The organism is Ruegeria sp. CDSB136 (assembly GCF_059610965.1).
The window spans coordinates 23,336-37,681 of sequence record NZ_JBXWOP010000014.1; the positions used below are offsets into that span (position 1 = coordinate 23,336).

General features: G+C 58.7%; 19 protein-coding genes. 9 read left to right on the forward strand and 10 right to left on the reverse strand.

Features of this window, described 5'->3' with window-relative positions:
- Positions 1-44 precede the first annotated feature (44 nt).
- From trxA to AC2FIR_RS15280, 3 genes are all read left to right on the forward strand, one after another.
- Positions 45-365: a thioredoxin gene (trxA, locus tag AC2FIR_RS15270; protein WP_170612799.1), complete on the forward strand. Its 321-nt coding sequence runs from the start codon at positions 45-47 to the stop codon at positions 363-365.
- Positions 366-634: 269 nt separating this feature from the next.
- Positions 635-985 (forward strand): Lin0512 family protein, encoded by a 351-nt coding sequence (locus tag AC2FIR_RS15275; RefSeq protein WP_496762631.1) that lies wholly within the window; start codon positions 635-637, stop codon positions 983-985.
- Positions 982-1,344 (forward strand): Lin0512 family protein, encoded by a 363-nt coding sequence (locus AC2FIR_RS15280; protein ID WP_170612795.1) that lies wholly within the window; start codon positions 982-984, stop codon positions 1,342-1,344. The genes AC2FIR_RS15275 and AC2FIR_RS15280 overlap by 4 nt, the downstream gene beginning before the upstream one ends.
- 57 nt (positions 1,345-1,401) lie before the next feature.
- On the opposite strand, the gene AC2FIR_RS15285 is transcribed toward AC2FIR_RS15280, so the two are convergent.
- On the reverse strand, positions 1,402-1,596 hold the full coding sequence (locus tag AC2FIR_RS15285) for a DUF1127 domain-containing protein (protein ID WP_170612793.1): 195 nt from the start codon (positions 1,594-1,596) through the stop codon (positions 1,402-1,404).
- 199 nt (positions 1,597-1,795) lie between these two features.
- Here AC2FIR_RS15285 and hslV point away from each other — a divergent pair, with 199 nt between their 5' ends.
- Entirely contained in the window at positions 1,796-2,353 is a 558-nt protein-coding gene (gene hslV / locus AC2FIR_RS15290) for an ATP-dependent protease subunit HslV (RefSeq protein WP_170612791.1), read from the forward strand.
- On the opposite strand, the gene AC2FIR_RS15295 is transcribed toward hslV, so the two are convergent.
- Positions 2,345-3,586 (reverse strand): MFS transporter, encoded by a 1,242-nt coding sequence (locus AC2FIR_RS15295; protein ID WP_170612789.1) that lies wholly within the window; start codon positions 3,584-3,586, stop codon positions 2,345-2,347. The two genes, hslV and AC2FIR_RS15295, sit on opposite strands and share 9 nt — an antisense overlap.
- A 116-nt stretch (positions 3,587-3,702) precedes the next feature.
- On the reverse strand, positions 3,703-4,104 hold the full coding sequence (locus tag AC2FIR_RS15300) for a DM13 domain-containing protein (protein ID WP_170612787.1): 402 nt from the start codon (positions 4,102-4,104) through the stop codon (positions 3,703-3,705).
- Positions 4,105-4,303: 199 nt separating this feature from the next.
- Between AC2FIR_RS15300 and hslU the strand changes: the two genes are divergently transcribed.
- The 3 genes from hslU (at position 4,304) to AC2FIR_RS15315 (ending at position 8,025) form a co-directional block, all read left to right on the forward strand.
- Positions 4,304-5,611 (forward strand): ATP-dependent protease ATPase subunit HslU, encoded by a 1,308-nt coding sequence (gene hslU, locus AC2FIR_RS15305; protein ID WP_170612785.1) that lies wholly within the window; start codon positions 4,304-4,306, stop codon positions 5,609-5,611.
- 96 nt (positions 5,612-5,707) lie between these two features.
- On the forward strand, positions 5,708-6,808 hold the full coding sequence (locus AC2FIR_RS15310; RefSeq protein WP_496762635.1) for an alpha/beta hydrolase: 1,101 nt from the start codon (positions 5,708-5,710) through the stop codon (positions 6,806-6,808).
- Positions 6,805-8,025: an MFS transporter gene (locus tag AC2FIR_RS15315; protein ID WP_496746974.1), complete on the forward strand. Its 1,221-nt coding sequence runs from the start codon at positions 6,805-6,807 to the stop codon at positions 8,023-8,025. Before AC2FIR_RS15310 ends, AC2FIR_RS15315 begins: the two co-directional genes overlap by 4 nt.
- Here AC2FIR_RS15315 and AC2FIR_RS15320 read toward each other — a convergent pair.
- Genes AC2FIR_RS15320 through AC2FIR_RS15330 form a run of 3 tightly spaced genes read right to left on the reverse strand, consistent with a single transcriptional unit; the run spans position 8,022 to position 10,302 of the window.
- Positions 8,022-8,609: a Smr/MutS family protein gene (locus AC2FIR_RS15320; protein ID WP_480907324.1), complete on the reverse strand. Its 588-nt coding sequence runs from the start codon at positions 8,607-8,609 to the stop codon at positions 8,022-8,024. The two genes, AC2FIR_RS15315 and AC2FIR_RS15320, sit on opposite strands and share 4 nt — an antisense overlap.
- On the reverse strand, positions 8,609-9,649 hold the full coding sequence (gene mltA / locus AC2FIR_RS15325; RefSeq protein WP_496746975.1) for a murein transglycosylase A: 1,041 nt from the start codon (positions 9,647-9,649) through the stop codon (positions 8,609-8,611). Before mltA ends, AC2FIR_RS15320 begins: the two co-directional genes overlap by 1 nt.
- The gene (locus AC2FIR_RS15330) at positions 9,646-10,302 is read right to left on the reverse strand and encodes a Tim44/TimA family putative adaptor protein (protein WP_170612777.1); all 657 of its coding nucleotides are present in this window, start codon (positions 10,300-10,302) and stop codon (positions 9,646-9,648) included. The genes mltA and AC2FIR_RS15330 overlap by 4 nt, the downstream gene beginning before the upstream one ends.
- 108 nt (positions 10,303-10,410) lie before the next feature.
- On the opposite strand from AC2FIR_RS15330, the gene AC2FIR_RS15335 reads away from it, so the two are divergent.
- Positions 10,411-10,911, forward strand: a complete 501-nt coding sequence (locus AC2FIR_RS15335; protein ID WP_496746976.1) for an FxsA family protein — start codon at positions 10,411-10,413, stop codon at positions 10,909-10,911.
- 54 nt (positions 10,912-10,965) lie between these two features.
- Positions 10,966-11,463: a protein-export chaperone SecB gene (gene secB, locus AC2FIR_RS15340; RefSeq protein WP_170680123.1), complete on the forward strand. Its 498-nt coding sequence runs from the start codon at positions 10,966-10,968 to the stop codon at positions 11,461-11,463.
- Between the two features lie 27 nt (positions 11,464-11,490).
- Here secB and dnaQ read toward each other — a convergent pair whose 3' ends face one another.
- The 4 genes from dnaQ to AC2FIR_RS15360 are packed head-to-tail and all read right to left on the reverse strand — an operon-like array spanning position 11,491 to position 14,225.
- Complete coding sequence (gene dnaQ, locus AC2FIR_RS15345) at positions 11,491-12,213, reverse strand: DNA polymerase III subunit epsilon (RefSeq protein WP_496746978.1); 723 nt, start codon at positions 12,211-12,213, stop codon at positions 11,491-11,493.
- Entirely contained in the window at positions 12,206-12,799 is a 594-nt protein-coding gene (gene coaE / locus AC2FIR_RS15350) for a dephospho-CoA kinase (RefSeq protein ID WP_496746980.1), read from the reverse strand. Before coaE ends, dnaQ begins: the two co-directional genes overlap by 8 nt.
- Positions 12,796-13,629: a shikimate dehydrogenase gene (locus tag AC2FIR_RS15355; protein ID WP_496746981.1), complete on the reverse strand. Its 834-nt coding sequence runs from the start codon at positions 13,627-13,629 to the stop codon at positions 12,796-12,798. The genes coaE and AC2FIR_RS15355 overlap by 4 nt, the downstream gene beginning before the upstream one ends.
- Positions 13,626-14,225, reverse strand: a complete 600-nt coding sequence (locus tag AC2FIR_RS15360) for a Maf family protein (protein ID WP_496746982.1) — start codon at positions 14,223-14,225, stop codon at positions 13,626-13,628. Before AC2FIR_RS15360 ends, AC2FIR_RS15355 begins: the two co-directional genes overlap by 4 nt.
- Between the last annotated feature and the right edge of the window lie 121 nt (positions 14,226-14,346).

Genomic DNA, 14,346 nt, shown 5'->3' on the forward strand with positions numbered 1-14,346 from the left:
CCCTACGTTCTCAGCCCGAGTTTACCCCATTCAGGAGACAGAATATGTCGACCGTTGCCGTTACTGACGAGACCTTTGACGCCGAAGTCAAGAATTCGGATATCCCCGTTGTAGTAGATTTCTGGGCAGAATGGTGCGGACCCTGCAAGCAGATCGGTCCGGCCCTGGAAGAACTGGCTGCAGAATATGGCGGCAAGGTAAAAATTGCCAAAGTTGACGTGGACAGCAACCCGAACGCTGCCGCCGCCATGGGCGTGCGTGGTATTCCGGCCCTATTCATTTTCAAGGACGGTCAGGTGGTGTCCAACCGCGCTGGTGCGGCACCGAAGGCGGCGCTGCAAAGCTGGATCGACGAATCCATCTGACCCTGTGAATTTCGGCAAAAGACGCCCCGTTTCCGCGGGGCGTTTTTTTTGGCCATCTGGTCAGAAGGGGCTGCGAATTTACCAGTATTCCCTGGACTGCCCGACATCGCACGACTGGATATTTGACCCAAGCCCCGCAACTGTCACCAAAGGGCCATTGCACAACACCTGCATCACTTGTCCTTACCTGAAAGGGCGTATTTCAATGCGTTAGCGCATCCGGTTTTCAGGGTGCCCTGGCCAAATGTCTGACAGGAGGGTCGTCAAATATGGCAAAAACTCGGGTTCTGGTTGAATTCGGCATGGGGACGTCTTTGCGGCGCGAGGACTATACCGAGGCTGCGTTGCGGGCCATCAAGGATGCATTGTGGCACAACTCCGTCAATATGGCCGAGCTGTTTGATTTCCCAAAGCAAGCAATGATCATCGATGCGCAAATCGGTGTGCAGCAGCCGGACAAGGTCAACACCCAGATTCTGAAAGACGTGTTCCCTTACGGGCAGCCCAATATCACGGTGATACATGGCGGTCTGGACATCGACAAACCGAATTCCGATGGCTGCACGGTCATCGCCAACGCGGCCATCATCGTTTCCTTCGATATGGAGCCTGCGCAATGACCGAAAAACGCATCATTCTGGAAATGGGAACCGGAAATGACCTGTACGGTCAGGATTACACCAAGGCTGCGCGCCGGGCGGTTCAGGACGCGTTGCATCATTCTTCGATCACGCTGTTTTCGAAGCTGGGTATCGATCACTCGGAAATGCGGGTCCAGGTGACAATCGGCGTTCAGAACCCAGATCTGGTGGATTGCGATCTGGTCGCCGCCGATCTGCCTCGGGGGCGGGCGCAGGTGCGCGCCGTCAAGGGCGGACTGGATATCGAAGACAGCGACGCCGGCACCCGGCATGTTGTTGCGACCGCCGCCATCGAGGCCTTTTTGCCGGATCAGTCGGGAAAGTTCGTGCAGACCTGAAAAAGAAAAAAGCCGCTCGGTCGAGCGGCTCATCTCATGGTCTGACTTGCCTTGAAATCAGAGGTTTTTGATGTCGGCGCGGGTCAGGCCGATATCATCCAGCTGGGCGTCGGACAGAACTGACAGCGCCTTGCGGGTCTTGCGGGATTCGTTCCACTGTGCGGCAGCTTCGAAAGCTCCGGTGAATGCGTCCACTACGTGCAGGATGGTAGCTGCTCCGAGCGGCGCATGGATGTTTGCGGTGGTTGCCATTTGCGCATTCCTTCTAACAGAAACAGCCGACCCGTTGTCGGTTGTGATCCTCATCTAGTATGCCCGGCACGGACTCACAAATGCTGGTCTGGTAAACCCGCAATGCATTTTGTGCATATCAATTAGGCACTTCGGGAAGCGGTTGCGCATAACATCAGCGCAGCCCATATATGAGCCCGGACAACAAACGGAGACTTTCATGGCGGACAGCGACTTTCCCGGATGGCACGGCACAACGATCATCGGCGTCAAAAAGGGCGGAAAGGTTGTCATTGCCGGTGACGGGCAGGTCAGCCTGGGGCAGACCGTGATCAAGGGAACGGCCCGCAAGGTGCGTCGTCTGTCGCCCGGCGGGTTCGAGATTGTTGCAGGCTTTGCCGGTTCCACCGCAGATGCCTTTACCCTGCTCGAGCGGCTGGAGACCAAGCTTGAGGCGACGCCGGGCCAGCTGGCGCGCGCCTCGGTCGAGCTTGCCAAGGACTGGCGGACAGACAAATATCTGCAGAAGCTCGAGGCGATGCTGATTGTCACCGACGGCAAGGATCTGTTCGTGATCACCGGGGCAGGGGATGTGCTTGAGCCTGAACACAACGTGGCAGCCATTGGATCAGGCGGAAATTTCGCTCTGGCCGCTGCACGCGCGATGATGGACAGCGACAAGTCGGCGGAAGACATCGCCCGGCAATCCATGGCGATTGCGGCGGACATTTGTGTGTACACCAACGGCAAGCTGACTGTTGAAACGATCTCAGGCTAACAGGGCTGAGATCTCTTTCCCCTTCCAGCGGCGGTGCATTCCGATCAGGCCCAGTATCGCAGCAATGACCACGATGTAATAGGGCACGCGGATGTCGATGCTCATCAAGCCGCCGCCGACCAGCGACATGATCCCTCCGGCCAGGCAGAATACTGCGGTGGTCACGCCCATGACCCAGCCCTGATCCGTTTCGCTGACCGATGAAGAGAATAGGCCCAGCATGGTCGGATAGGCCACGCCGAACAGGAAGTAGAAGAAGAACACTGGCACATAGCTGAATACACCGCTTGGGCTGAACGCAAAGGCAATGCCGCAGATGATCATGACCACAAGCGATGTGTAGATAATGCTGTGTTTGCTGAATCTCTCCTGTGCTGGTTTCACAAGGAACGTGCTTGAGAACGCCAGCGCGAAGCCGATAACCACCATCGCCATACTGCCGCCAATCACGCCGTAGCCGAAAGCGCTGGTCAGGAAATTATCCACGAACACATAGAACGTGACGTTGGCAATCATGAAGAACGAATAGACCGGCAGGATCTTCAGCACCATGGGATGCCCGCGGACTGCAATCAGGCTGTCGGTGACGTCACGGGGACGGAAAACAAACGCCGTGCGTTCGGTTCTTGTGTCCTTGAAATAGAACAGCACCAGGAAAATCGCGATCAACACCAGAACGAAGGCTCCATAGAACGGCGTTTTGAGTGTGGCCGCACCACCCAACAGAGCAGCATCCGAAAGAACCGCACCAATAATCGGGCCGCCCACCAAACCAAAGCTGACTCCGGTCACGATATAGCCCATGTTGCGGTCCCGATCCGCCGCATCCGTACTGCCATCAATCATTGCCGCCTGTGCAATGGGCTGGTTTCCGGCAGTAAAGCCGGTGATCGACCGGCCGGCAATCAGAAGCAGCAAACTGTTGAGGTAAAGCGCTGCGATGGTGATGGCGTACCCCGCTAGCGCTCCGCTCAGACAAACCAGCAATGCGTTCTTGCGCCCGATCGAATCCGAGACTTTGGACACGTAGACAACGCCCAGAAACCAGGACAGGAAAAAGCAGCCAATCACCAGACCATAGTAGAAATGCCGCCGACCGACCGGCGTATTTTCCGGCAGAAACCCGGACTTCGTCTCCATGATCAGCGAGTTGATGATGGGAAAGACCAGTCCCTGTCCGATCAGATCTACAAATACAACAAACAACAAAGTGATTTTGGCAATCTTCGTCATGCAACCCGCCCCGTTTCTTCAAATGGGGTGAGTGTAGCAGACAGGTGTCCTGACACCTAACACCATGCAAAAGGCCGGATTTTACCCGGCCCCCGGCAGTCCTGATCGCGTGCGGATCAGTTCAGCGACGCCACGCCCAACGGCACGCCCGCGACCTCACACCAGATGTAAACTTCGTTGTAGCCGGAAACGTCCATGGTCGGCGGAACGGCATAGGATTGTTTGCCGGTCAGGTTCAGCAGCGCACCCAGCTTGCTGTCAGGATCATATGATCCGTCCTTGCCGAAAGCGACACGCGGGTCGGGCCCGCCATCCAGCGAGAAATCGTCGCCCAGTTCGACAATGTAGCGGTCTCCATTCTTGACCAGCTTCACCGAACCCGAGGTGATGTGCTTCGAACGGCCCTCGAACGTGCCTTTCTTTTTGGCACCGCCAGCCAAGGCGACATTGGCACTGGTCAATGTCAGTACCGCGCCGGCTGCAGCGGCTTTCACAAAGAGCGAGCGACGAGTCATCATGATGAGTTTTCTCCATTGGTAGACACGGACTGGTTTGCCCGATGTTGTCCGTTATGCCGCAGGCCTCGCCGCATACTCCAATCACTTCGGGACGAATTTCTGTGTGCGCGCCGTGTGTTGGCGTGATGTTTTCGTGATCGGCTTGTGTTTTCGCGCCTTATGATTAGGTTCCGCTTCGAAACAAACGGATTGAGTGCATATGACCGACCTGACCCCGCGCGAGATTGTCTCGGAACTGGACCGCTTCATCATTGGCCAGAAGGATGCCAAACGCGCGGTTGCCGTCGCGCTGCGAAACCGCTGGCGGCGCAAGCAGTTGCCTGACGACATCCGGGACGAGGTCTATCCGAAGAACATCCTGATGATCGGCCCCACCGGCGTCGGCAAGACCGAGATCAGCCGTCGTCTGGCCAAACTGGCCCGCGCGCCTTTCATCAAGGTCGAAGCCACCAAGTTCACCGAGGTCGGCTATGTCGGGCGCGACGTAGAACAGATCGTGCGGGATCTGGCGGACGCCGCCATCCTGCAGACCCGCGAGTTCATGCGCGAAGACGTCAAGGCGCGCGCCCATCAGGCTGCCGAAGACCGGGTCATTGCCGCCATAGCCGGGGAAGACGCGCGCGAAGGCACGCGCGAGATGTTTCGCAAAAAACTGAAATCCGGTGAGCTGGACGATACGGTGATCGAGCTGGAACTCTCGGACACCTCGAGCCCGATGCCGATGTTCGACATTCCCGGCCAACCCGGCAGCCAGATGGGGATGATGAACCTGGGCGACATCTTCGGCAAGGCCTTTGGCGGACGCACGGTCAAACGCAAGATGACTGTCGCCGAAAGCTACGATGCCCTGATCGGGGAAGAGGCCGACAAGCTGCTGGATGATGAAACGGTCAACCGCGTGGCGCTGGAATCCGTCGAACAGAACGGCATCGTGTTTCTGGATGAGATCGACAAGGTTTGCGCGCGCTCTGACGCACGCGGCGCTGATGTCAGCCGGGAAGGGGTTCAGCGGGACCTCTTGCCCTTGATCGAAGGCACAACCGTGTCCACCAAGCATGGCCCCGTCAAAACAGACCACATCCTGTTTATCGCCTCCGGGGCGTTCCACATCGCCAAGCCCTCGGACCTGTTGCCGGAACTTCAGGGGCGTCTGCCGATCAGGGTAGAACTGCGCGCCCTGACGGAAGAAGACTTTGTGCGCATCCTGACGGAAACCGACAACGCCCTGACTCTTCAGTATACCGCGCTGATGGGGACCGAGGATGTTACTGTCCGGTTCAGCGAAGATGGCATCGCGGCGCTTGCCCGCATTGCGGCGGATGTGAACCAGAGCGTCGAAAACATCGGTGCGCGGCGGCTCTACACCGTGATGGAACGCGTGTTCGAAGAATTGTCTTTCGCCGCCCCCGACAAAGCCGGAACGGAAATCACGGTCGACGCGGAATTTGTCAGCAGCAATCTGGGTGAACTGACCAAATCCACCGATCTCAGCCGTTACGTTTTGTAACACGCTCAGCCGGATTTTGCCTTTCTTCTGCCCCGCGCCGCTGGACGTGGGGCGAGAATTCGATAGCTTGGCGCAAACCTGATCCGGGGATTGTCCGTGTTGCGCCATCTGATCCTGCTGCTTGCCTGTCTTTCACTCAGCGCCTGTGTCGACAGAACGGTATCTGAAATCGTGCCTTCGGCTGCGGTTGTCGGCACGCCCAAAACGATCCTAGCAACCACGACCCGCGCCAAAGAGGCGAATGGGTCATACGGGTTCCGTCGCGGTGAATCCTTGCGCTACCTGGAAACCACGGTTTCGATTCCGCCAAATCACACCCCGGGAACCCTGAAGTTCTCCTACGCCAACCCAAATCCGAAGAAAGAGTTCGTGTTGGCGAACGTCACCGAACTGGATGGGCCGCAGGACCTGAAAACCCATTTGCGCGGCAAGGAAGACGTCACAATTTTTGTGCACGGATACAACTCGACCCAGACCGAGACCTTGTTTCGGGCCGCACAACTGCCCCACGATATCGGCCTGCCCGGAAACACTCTGGTCTATTCATGGCCCAGCCGTGCGACAGGCTTTGGCTATGCCTACGATCTGGACAGCATGCTGTTCGCCCGTGACGGGCTGGAACAGACCATTCGCTCTTTGAAATCAATGGGGGTCAAGCGGGTCATTCTGGTCGCGCATTCCATGGGCAGCGCCCTGACAATGGAGATGATGCGTCAGGCCGAGTTGCAGGAACCGGGCTGGGCCAAGGGGAACCTGGAAGGGGTGGTTCTGATTTCACCGGATCTGGACGTGGATTTGTTCCGCTCGCAGATGGAGCGGATCAAGTCCCCGCCGGATCCGTTTCTCGTCATGGTTTCGCAAAAGGACAGGATTCTGAACATCTCGGCCCGTTTGCGCGGAACGGATGAGGGTGAGCGGTTGGGCAACATCAGCTCGATCGACAGTCTTGAAGAATTTCCGATCAGCGTGATCGACACCACCGCATTCAACAGCGATGCAGAATTATCGCATTTCGTGGCTGCGACTTCTCCGGCGCTGCTGGCGATCCTCAGCTCGCTCAGACGCGTCAACAACACGTTCGGGCCGGAAGATAGACCGGCTATCGACATCCTTGTCCCGCCAAGCCAACGGAACCCGGACGGTGCAACCGAAATAGTCCTGACAGAAACAGGGCAGGCCGAGGTTACGACTCCGTGAACCCGGGCGGCCTGCGTCGGTATCTTGTCCAGAACGCAAGCTGGCTGAGCGCGGGGGCGCTGCTGACCTTTCTGTCGAGTTTCGGGCAGACCTTCTTTATCTCGATATTCTCGGGCCAGATCCGGTCCGAATTCGGCCTGAGCCACGGTGCATGGGGAAGCCTTTATTCGCTGGGTACCCTGATGTCTGCGGTAGTGATGGTCTGGGCCGGAGGGCTGACCGATATCTTTCGCGTGCGGGCGCTGGGCCCGGCGGTTCTGACGGGGCTGGCGGTGGCGACAGCGGCGATGGCGCTGAACCAGTTGGTTGTTCTGCTGCCATTGGTCGTTTTCCTTCTCCGCCTGTTTGGACAGGGGATGAGCACCCATCTGGCGCTGGTCGCGATGGCGCGATGGTTTACCGCAACGCGGGGCAGGGCGCTTGCCATCGCCTCGGTCGGGTTTTCCATCGGCGAGGCTCTTTTGCCCCTGATCTTTGTCGCCGCAATGGCCCATTTCGACTGGCGAACACTGTGGTTGGTTTGTGCTGCCGTCTCTGCGTTGGGAATACCGATCCTGATCCGACTGCTACGCCAGGAACGAACACCTCAAAGTCTGGCCAGTGAATATACCGCGACCGGCATGCAGGGCCGTCACTGGACCCGCCGGGACGCGCTTTTGCACCCCCTGTTCTGGTTCATGGCGCCTGCATTGTTGGGTCCGTCCGCCTTCATCACGGCCTTCTTTTTTCATCAGGTTCATCTGGCCGAGGTCAAAGGCTGGCTTCATATCGAACTGGTGGCCCTGTTCCCGGCCTTCACCGCAGTCGGCGTGCTGTCTATGTTTGCGGCGGGCTGGGCGTTGGACAAATGGGGTACGGCGCGCATTATGCCGTTTTACCAGCTGCCCATGGCGCTGGGGTTTCTTGTTCTGTCCTTCACCGGTTCGATTGGTGGCGCCCTGACCGGTCTGGTCCTTCTGGCGCTGACCGTCGGGGCCAACAGCACGCTGCCCAGCGCATTCTGGGCCGAGTTTTACGGAACGCGCCACATCGGTGCGATCAAGGCATTGGCAACAGCAATCATGGTGCTTGGGTCGGCCATCGGCCCCGGACTGACGGGCGTTCTGATTGATACCGGCATTCCACTTGCGACCCAGTTTCTCTGGATCGGAGGATTTTTCATTCTGGTCTGCGGAGTGACTTGGGTCGGTATCACACAAGCCGCACGCACACTTTAACGCGTTCGGCGCAGATACACGTAGTAAGCTCCGTCGCCCCCGTGGCTGATATGTGCGGGTGTTATCTGAAGGACGGCCTGCGCCAGTGGCGGCAAAGACAGCCATTGCGGAACCTGATTTCGCAGGACACCCCGCGGCGTCGGGATCGGTCCGGGCTCATCCCTGTCCTTGCCTTTGCCGGTGACAACCAGAACCAGACGCTTGCCAGAAGCCTGCGCAGTCAGAACAAACCGCACCAGAGCCGGATGTGCCGTGTCCACGCGCATTCCGTGCAGGTCCAGCTTGCCTTCCGGCTTCAGCTTACCGCGCTTCATTCGCGCAAAAGCCTTGGTGTCCATCTGCACCGGACTTGCCCGCAGACTGTCTCCAATTGCGGGTTTCAGGGCGTGTTGCGCCGGCTTTGTCGGTGCTTTCTGCCCCAGTTCAAACTCGTCAAATCTCGGTTTTGGCTGCCGGTTCGGCTTGGGTTTCGGCAAAACGGTCGGGTGGACCGTCTGCGGAATCTCGGGGTGCAAACGCTCGGCCCGTTTCGCGACCTTTCGCCACAATTCCACCTCTTCTGCGGTGAGCTTTCGGCGGGACATCAGAACTCATCCGGCGACATGGCATAAGCGCGCTGAATCGGCAGCAACACAACCATGCGGCCCGGATCCTTCAGCCGCCCGGCGGCCTGACCGGCGGTGTCGCCGGTTCCGAAAAAGATATCGGCGCGCTGCGCGCCCTTGATGGCCGCACCAGTGTCTTGCGCGATCATCAGGCGGCGCAGCGGATTTGCCCCATCCTTTTCCAACCAGACCGGTGCCCCCAGCGGCGTATAGGCCGGGTCCGTCGCAATACTGCGCATGGTCGTGACCGATCGGTTCATGGCACCCAGCGGTCCCCGGTCAGGAGCAACCCGTGTGACTTCGCGGAAGAACACATAAGACGGGTTGTGAAACAGCAGTTCCGCACCAGCCTCGGGGTTCTTGCGTACCCAGGCCCGGATCATCTGGGCGCTGACCTCGTGTGCGCCAAGAACACCGCGCCTGATCAGTTCGACCCCGATCGACCGATAGGGGTGGCCGTTCGCGCCGCCATATCCGACGCGCAAGGCGCTGCCATCGGGCAGACGAATTCGCCCCGATCCCTGAATCTGAAGAAAGAACAGTTCAACCGGATCGTCGACCCACGCAATCTCAAGCCCGCGCCCCGCCATGGCCTCGCCAGTCAGGATTTCGCGGCGGCTCAGCCATTTGTCGGCAGCGCGTGCCTCGGGCGGAACTTTGTACAGCGGATATCTGAATCGGTCCGATCGGGTTCTGGACCCGTCCAGTTCCGGCTCGAAATATCCGGTGAACAAAGCCTCCTTGCCGTCTTCGACAAGAACCGGGCGAAAGAACAGTTCAAAGAAGGCCCGGGCTGCGTCAGGGGAATAAGTCTGGGCCACACCGCACAGCGCCCGCCAGTCCGGGTCATTCAGATCGTTGCAGGTGTTCAGAAAAACCGAAAGGGCCGCCCCGTGATCGTCGGCGACCCAGCCATCCAGATCGTCGAATGACAGGATGGATCGCGTCGCCTCGGCTCCGGCGGCGCTGGCGGCGGTCATCGCGCCCACCAGTAAGAGCGACCGGAGCGTGGCAATCATGCGTCCGTGGCGACAAGCAGCCAGTTCGGATCATCCGAGCCCATGACGCGGGCAAAGGTCCAGCTGTCCTTCTGGCGTTTGACGGTGTTGGGGCTACCTTCGATGATGTCCCCGCCACGATCCCGCACGACCGAAGTCAGTTCACCCACAAACTTCATGGTGATCTCGGCCTGATTGGTGTCCTTGTCGAAATGGGCATCGGCCAGCGCGGTTTCACGCACACCGATGAATTCGGCTTCGATGGTCAGGCCCCGGTCTTCGCGGTCGGCCACAACGGAAACGAAAGTGTCAAAGACCTCTTCCGACAGGAAAGGTTGGATTTCGTCCAGGTTACCCTTTTCGAACCCCATAACGATCATCTCGTAAGCGCCGCGCGCGCCCTGCACGAATTCGGTGACGGAAAATCCGGGCTCGATCCGTTTCATCGCCGCCAGTGTCTGGGCCTGCTCGCTGTCTTCGGGAACGTGGTCGGTGATGTCATGATCCGGGCCGCCGTCGATCACTTCAAAATCGCGGCGTGCCTTGTTGGAACCGGGCTGCTGCAGAGGAGGTTTTTCGAAACCTTCACGCGTACCCAGAACGCTTTTCAGGCGCAGGATCAGGAAAACGGCAATTCCGGCCAGGACCAGCAGCTGGATCATGGGTTCGTTCATTTCATCCTCTTTTCAGAACCGCGACTTTGTATACGCGGCCTCATGTCACTATGTAGGTGACAGTTTAGGGCAAGTCCACTGCCCTGCACACGCGAAAGGATGACGAAAATGTATCTGTTTCTGGCATTTCTGTTGGTGCCGATCATCGAGATTGCCCTGTTCATTCAGGTTGGCGGTCTGATCGGACTTTGGCCGACACTTGCAATCGTTGTCCTGACAGCCTTTCTGGGCACCGCTTTGGTGCGGACGCAAGGCCGCATGGCGCTGGGTGAATTACAGAGAACATTCAACAATCTCGATGACCCGACCGAGCCCCTGGCCCATGGCGCCATGATCATTCTGTCAGGCGTATTGTTGCTGACGCCCGGCTTTTTTACCGATGCCGTGGGCTTTGCGCTGCTTATCCCCGGCGTAAGGGTTGCCGTGTTCCGGTATCTGAACTCCAAAGTAACGGTGACGCATTTTCAGATGGGCACCGGTGCACAATTTCACCAGGGCAATGATCCCTTTGGTCAGGATGACGTGATCGATGGCGAATTTACCGAGGTTCACCCCCGCAAAGAACCAACAAAACCGTCGAAATGGGTGGATGGTCCGCACGAGCATTGAGGTGCCGCGCCCAACTTGATAAGCAGTGGCGAAATTCAATTTTGGAGTAGATCCATGGCCGAAGAAAAAGCCGCAGACAACGCTGCGGCACAAACCGCCCCGCAGGTTCAGATGCGGGTTCTGGGGCAATTCATCCGCGATATGTCCTTTGAAAACGTGATGGCGCAAAAGGGTGTATCCGGCGATGTGCAGCCCGAGATTGCCGTACAGGTCAATCTGGACGCGAAAAAGCGCCCGGCAGACCACCAGTTCGAGGTTTCGATCAAGCTGAACCTCACCTCGAAAGCCAAGGGCATGGAAGACATCCTGTTCCTGTGCGAAATCGACTATTGCGGACTGTTCCACGTGGAAGGTGTGCCCGAGGATCAATTGCACCCGTTCCTGATGATCGAATGTCCGCGGATGTTGTTCCCGTTCCTGCGCCGCGTTGTCAGCGACATCACCCGCGACGGTGGTTTCCCGCCGGTCAACCTGGACACAATCGACTTTGTCGGCCTCTACCGTAACGAGTTGATGCGCCGCCAGGCCGAAGCCCAGAAGGCCGAAGCCTGATCAATCTGACCCGCGCCGGACATTGGTTCAGGCGCGGGTCCAAAGGGCGTTTTCGCCCAGTTTTTCCACAAATTCCTGATGTGCGGCGCGTTCATCTTCGGTGATCCGCGGCGCAAGCGGTGTTGCGCGCGGCGTCGGACGCCAATCCTCGCTGCCGCCGGAGGCATTTGCGGTAGACGCCGACAGGCCGAAATCGGGTTGCCGCCCGCCGATCAGTTCCAGATACACCTCGGCCAGAATCTCCGAGTCGAGCAGAGCGCCGTGCAGAACACGGTTCGAGTTGTCGATGCCGAACCTGCGGCACAGTGCATCCAGCGAGGCGGGCGAGCCCGGAAACCGTTTTCGTGCAATGGCCAGCGTATCCAGAGCCTGATCCATCGGAATCGGGGCCAGGCCCATCCAGCCCAGTTCGGCGTTCAGGAATTTCATATCGAAGGATGCGTTGTGGATCACCAATCGCGCATCGCCCACAAAATCGCGGAATCCCTGGCCGACCTTGGCGAATACAGGTTTGTCCTTAAGCGTCACCTGGCCTTTTTCTGGCTGGCGGGGCGGTTCCAGCAAATCCGGACCGATCCCGTGCACACCAAATGCCTCCTCCGGCATCGAGCGCTGGGGGTTGATGTAGACATGATAGGTTTCGCCCGTCGCGACGTGATTCCACAGCTCGACCGCGCCAATTTCCACGATCCGGTCGCCGCTTTCGGGATCAAAGCCCGTGGTTTCGGTATCGAGAACGATCTCACGCATTTGCCAGTCCTGCCCTGATCTGCCTGACCACATCCTGCACCTGCGCGCGGGCATGGTCCAGCGTATCGGTGACAATCACGAAATCCGACCGCGCACATTTTTCTTCATTCGGCATCTGCTTGGCACGAATTTGCTCGAACTGCGCTTCGGAAATCGTTCCGCGGGCCATCACGCGGCGTTTTTGTTCCTCGGCCGGTATCGAGACACAGGCAACAGCATCCATCGCGACGTCTCCGCCCGTTTCGAACAGAAGCGGAATGTCGAACACCAGAATATCCTCGGCCGCGGTTTCCCTGAACCTGGCTCGATCCGCAGCAACCAGCGGGTGCACTATGCTTTCTATGGTTTTCAGAACGGAAGGATCAGAGGTGATGATCCCTTTCAACGCATCCCGGCTGACAGCGCCGTCAAGGACAGCCTCGGGAAACACAGCAGCCATCGGCGCAACTGCCGCCCCACCTGCGGAATAAATTTGGTGGACTGCCGCGTCCGCGTCCCACAACCCGCAGCCTTCGGCCACGAACATCTGCGCCGTCGTGCTTTTGCCCATGCCGATCGAGCCGGTCAGGCCAAGGGCAAAACTCATGCCAGGGCCGCCGCGCGGGTTTCTGCGGTGACCTCGGGGCGCACTCCGAACCAGCGCTCAAAACCCGGAACCGCCTGATGCAACAGCATGCCCAGACCGTCCACCGTTGTGCATCCGGCTTCTTCAGCCTGTTCCAGCAAGCGGGTGCGCAGCGGGGCGTAGACCAGATCATTCACCACGGTGCCGGGCTGCAAGCCATCCAGCGGCACGCGCAGTTCGGGCTGACCCTGCATTCCCAGCGAAGTTGTGTTCACCACAAGCTCGGCCTCTTCAATGACATTTCCGGCCTGCACCCAGTCAATCACGGTAATGCGCTGGCCGAACTCTTCTTTCAGATGATCGGCACGAGTGCGGGTTCGGTTGGTCAGCAGGATCTCGGGGACGCCAGCATCCGCCAGGGCGGACAGAATGGCGCGTGCTGCACCACCAGCGCCAAAGACCACGGCCGGCCCGTCCTGCGGGTTCCAGTCGGACGCGCCTGTGCGCAGGTTCTCCATAAAGCCATACCCGTCTGTGTTATCGGCATGGATCGAGCCATCGTCGCGAAACACAAGCGTATTCGCTGCCCCGATGACCGAAGCCCGGTCAGACACATGATCGGCCAGGCGCAGTGCGGCTTCCTTATGCGGAACCGTTACATTCGCGCCCACAAACCCGGCTTTCGGCAAACTCCGCAAAACTGTTTCCAGATCCGCGGGCGTGACATCCATGGGAACATAATGCCCGGCCAGACCATAGGTCTGTAGCCAATGACCGTGCAGCTTGGGCGACCGGGAATGCGCCACCGGGTGCCCGATCACCCCGGCCAGAGGAATACGATGTTCCGTCATTGATCGATCACCCCTTTTACGGCCAGATAATTGAGCAACTCCAACAGGGGCATACCCAAGACGTTAAAATAGTCGCCGTCAATGGTGGCGAACAGCCGCGCGCCTTCTTCTTCCAGCTTATAGGCACCTACGGCGTATCGGATACTGTTCCAATTGCGCGCCACATAATCCGTCAGATAGGCATCCGAACTGGCCCGCATCCGCAGACGAACCTGCCCCACATGTCGCCAGATCGGTTCCCCGTTCTGATAAATGACGGCAGCCGACAGCAACATGTGCCGTTTCCCCCGCATCGCCTTCAACTGTACCAGTGCGTCTTCGGGCGTCTCCGGCTTGGACAACAAACGGCCTTCGAAGTCCAGAACCTGATCGCATCCCAGAACCATGGCCCCCGGGTTCTTATCGCTGATTTTTCGCGCCTTCATCTCGGCCAGCGCATCGGCAATGTCAAGCGGTGAGGCCTCTTCCGCCAACAGCGCGTGTTTCATGCTGTCTTCATCCACGCGCGCGACCTGAACGGAAAACGGGACGCCTGCGTTCTCCAGAAGTTGCGCCCGGATGGCCGAGCCCGAAGCGAGTATGATGGGGACAGGCATGTGGAAAACCCCGTGGGCAAAGCGTTGAGTGATCTGGGACGTTTTGTATGGTTTTCAGGTTGACACGCAACCCCGCGATTTCGGCGCGGATCTTCCCCGAGTCGCCCGAAAACTGTCAAAG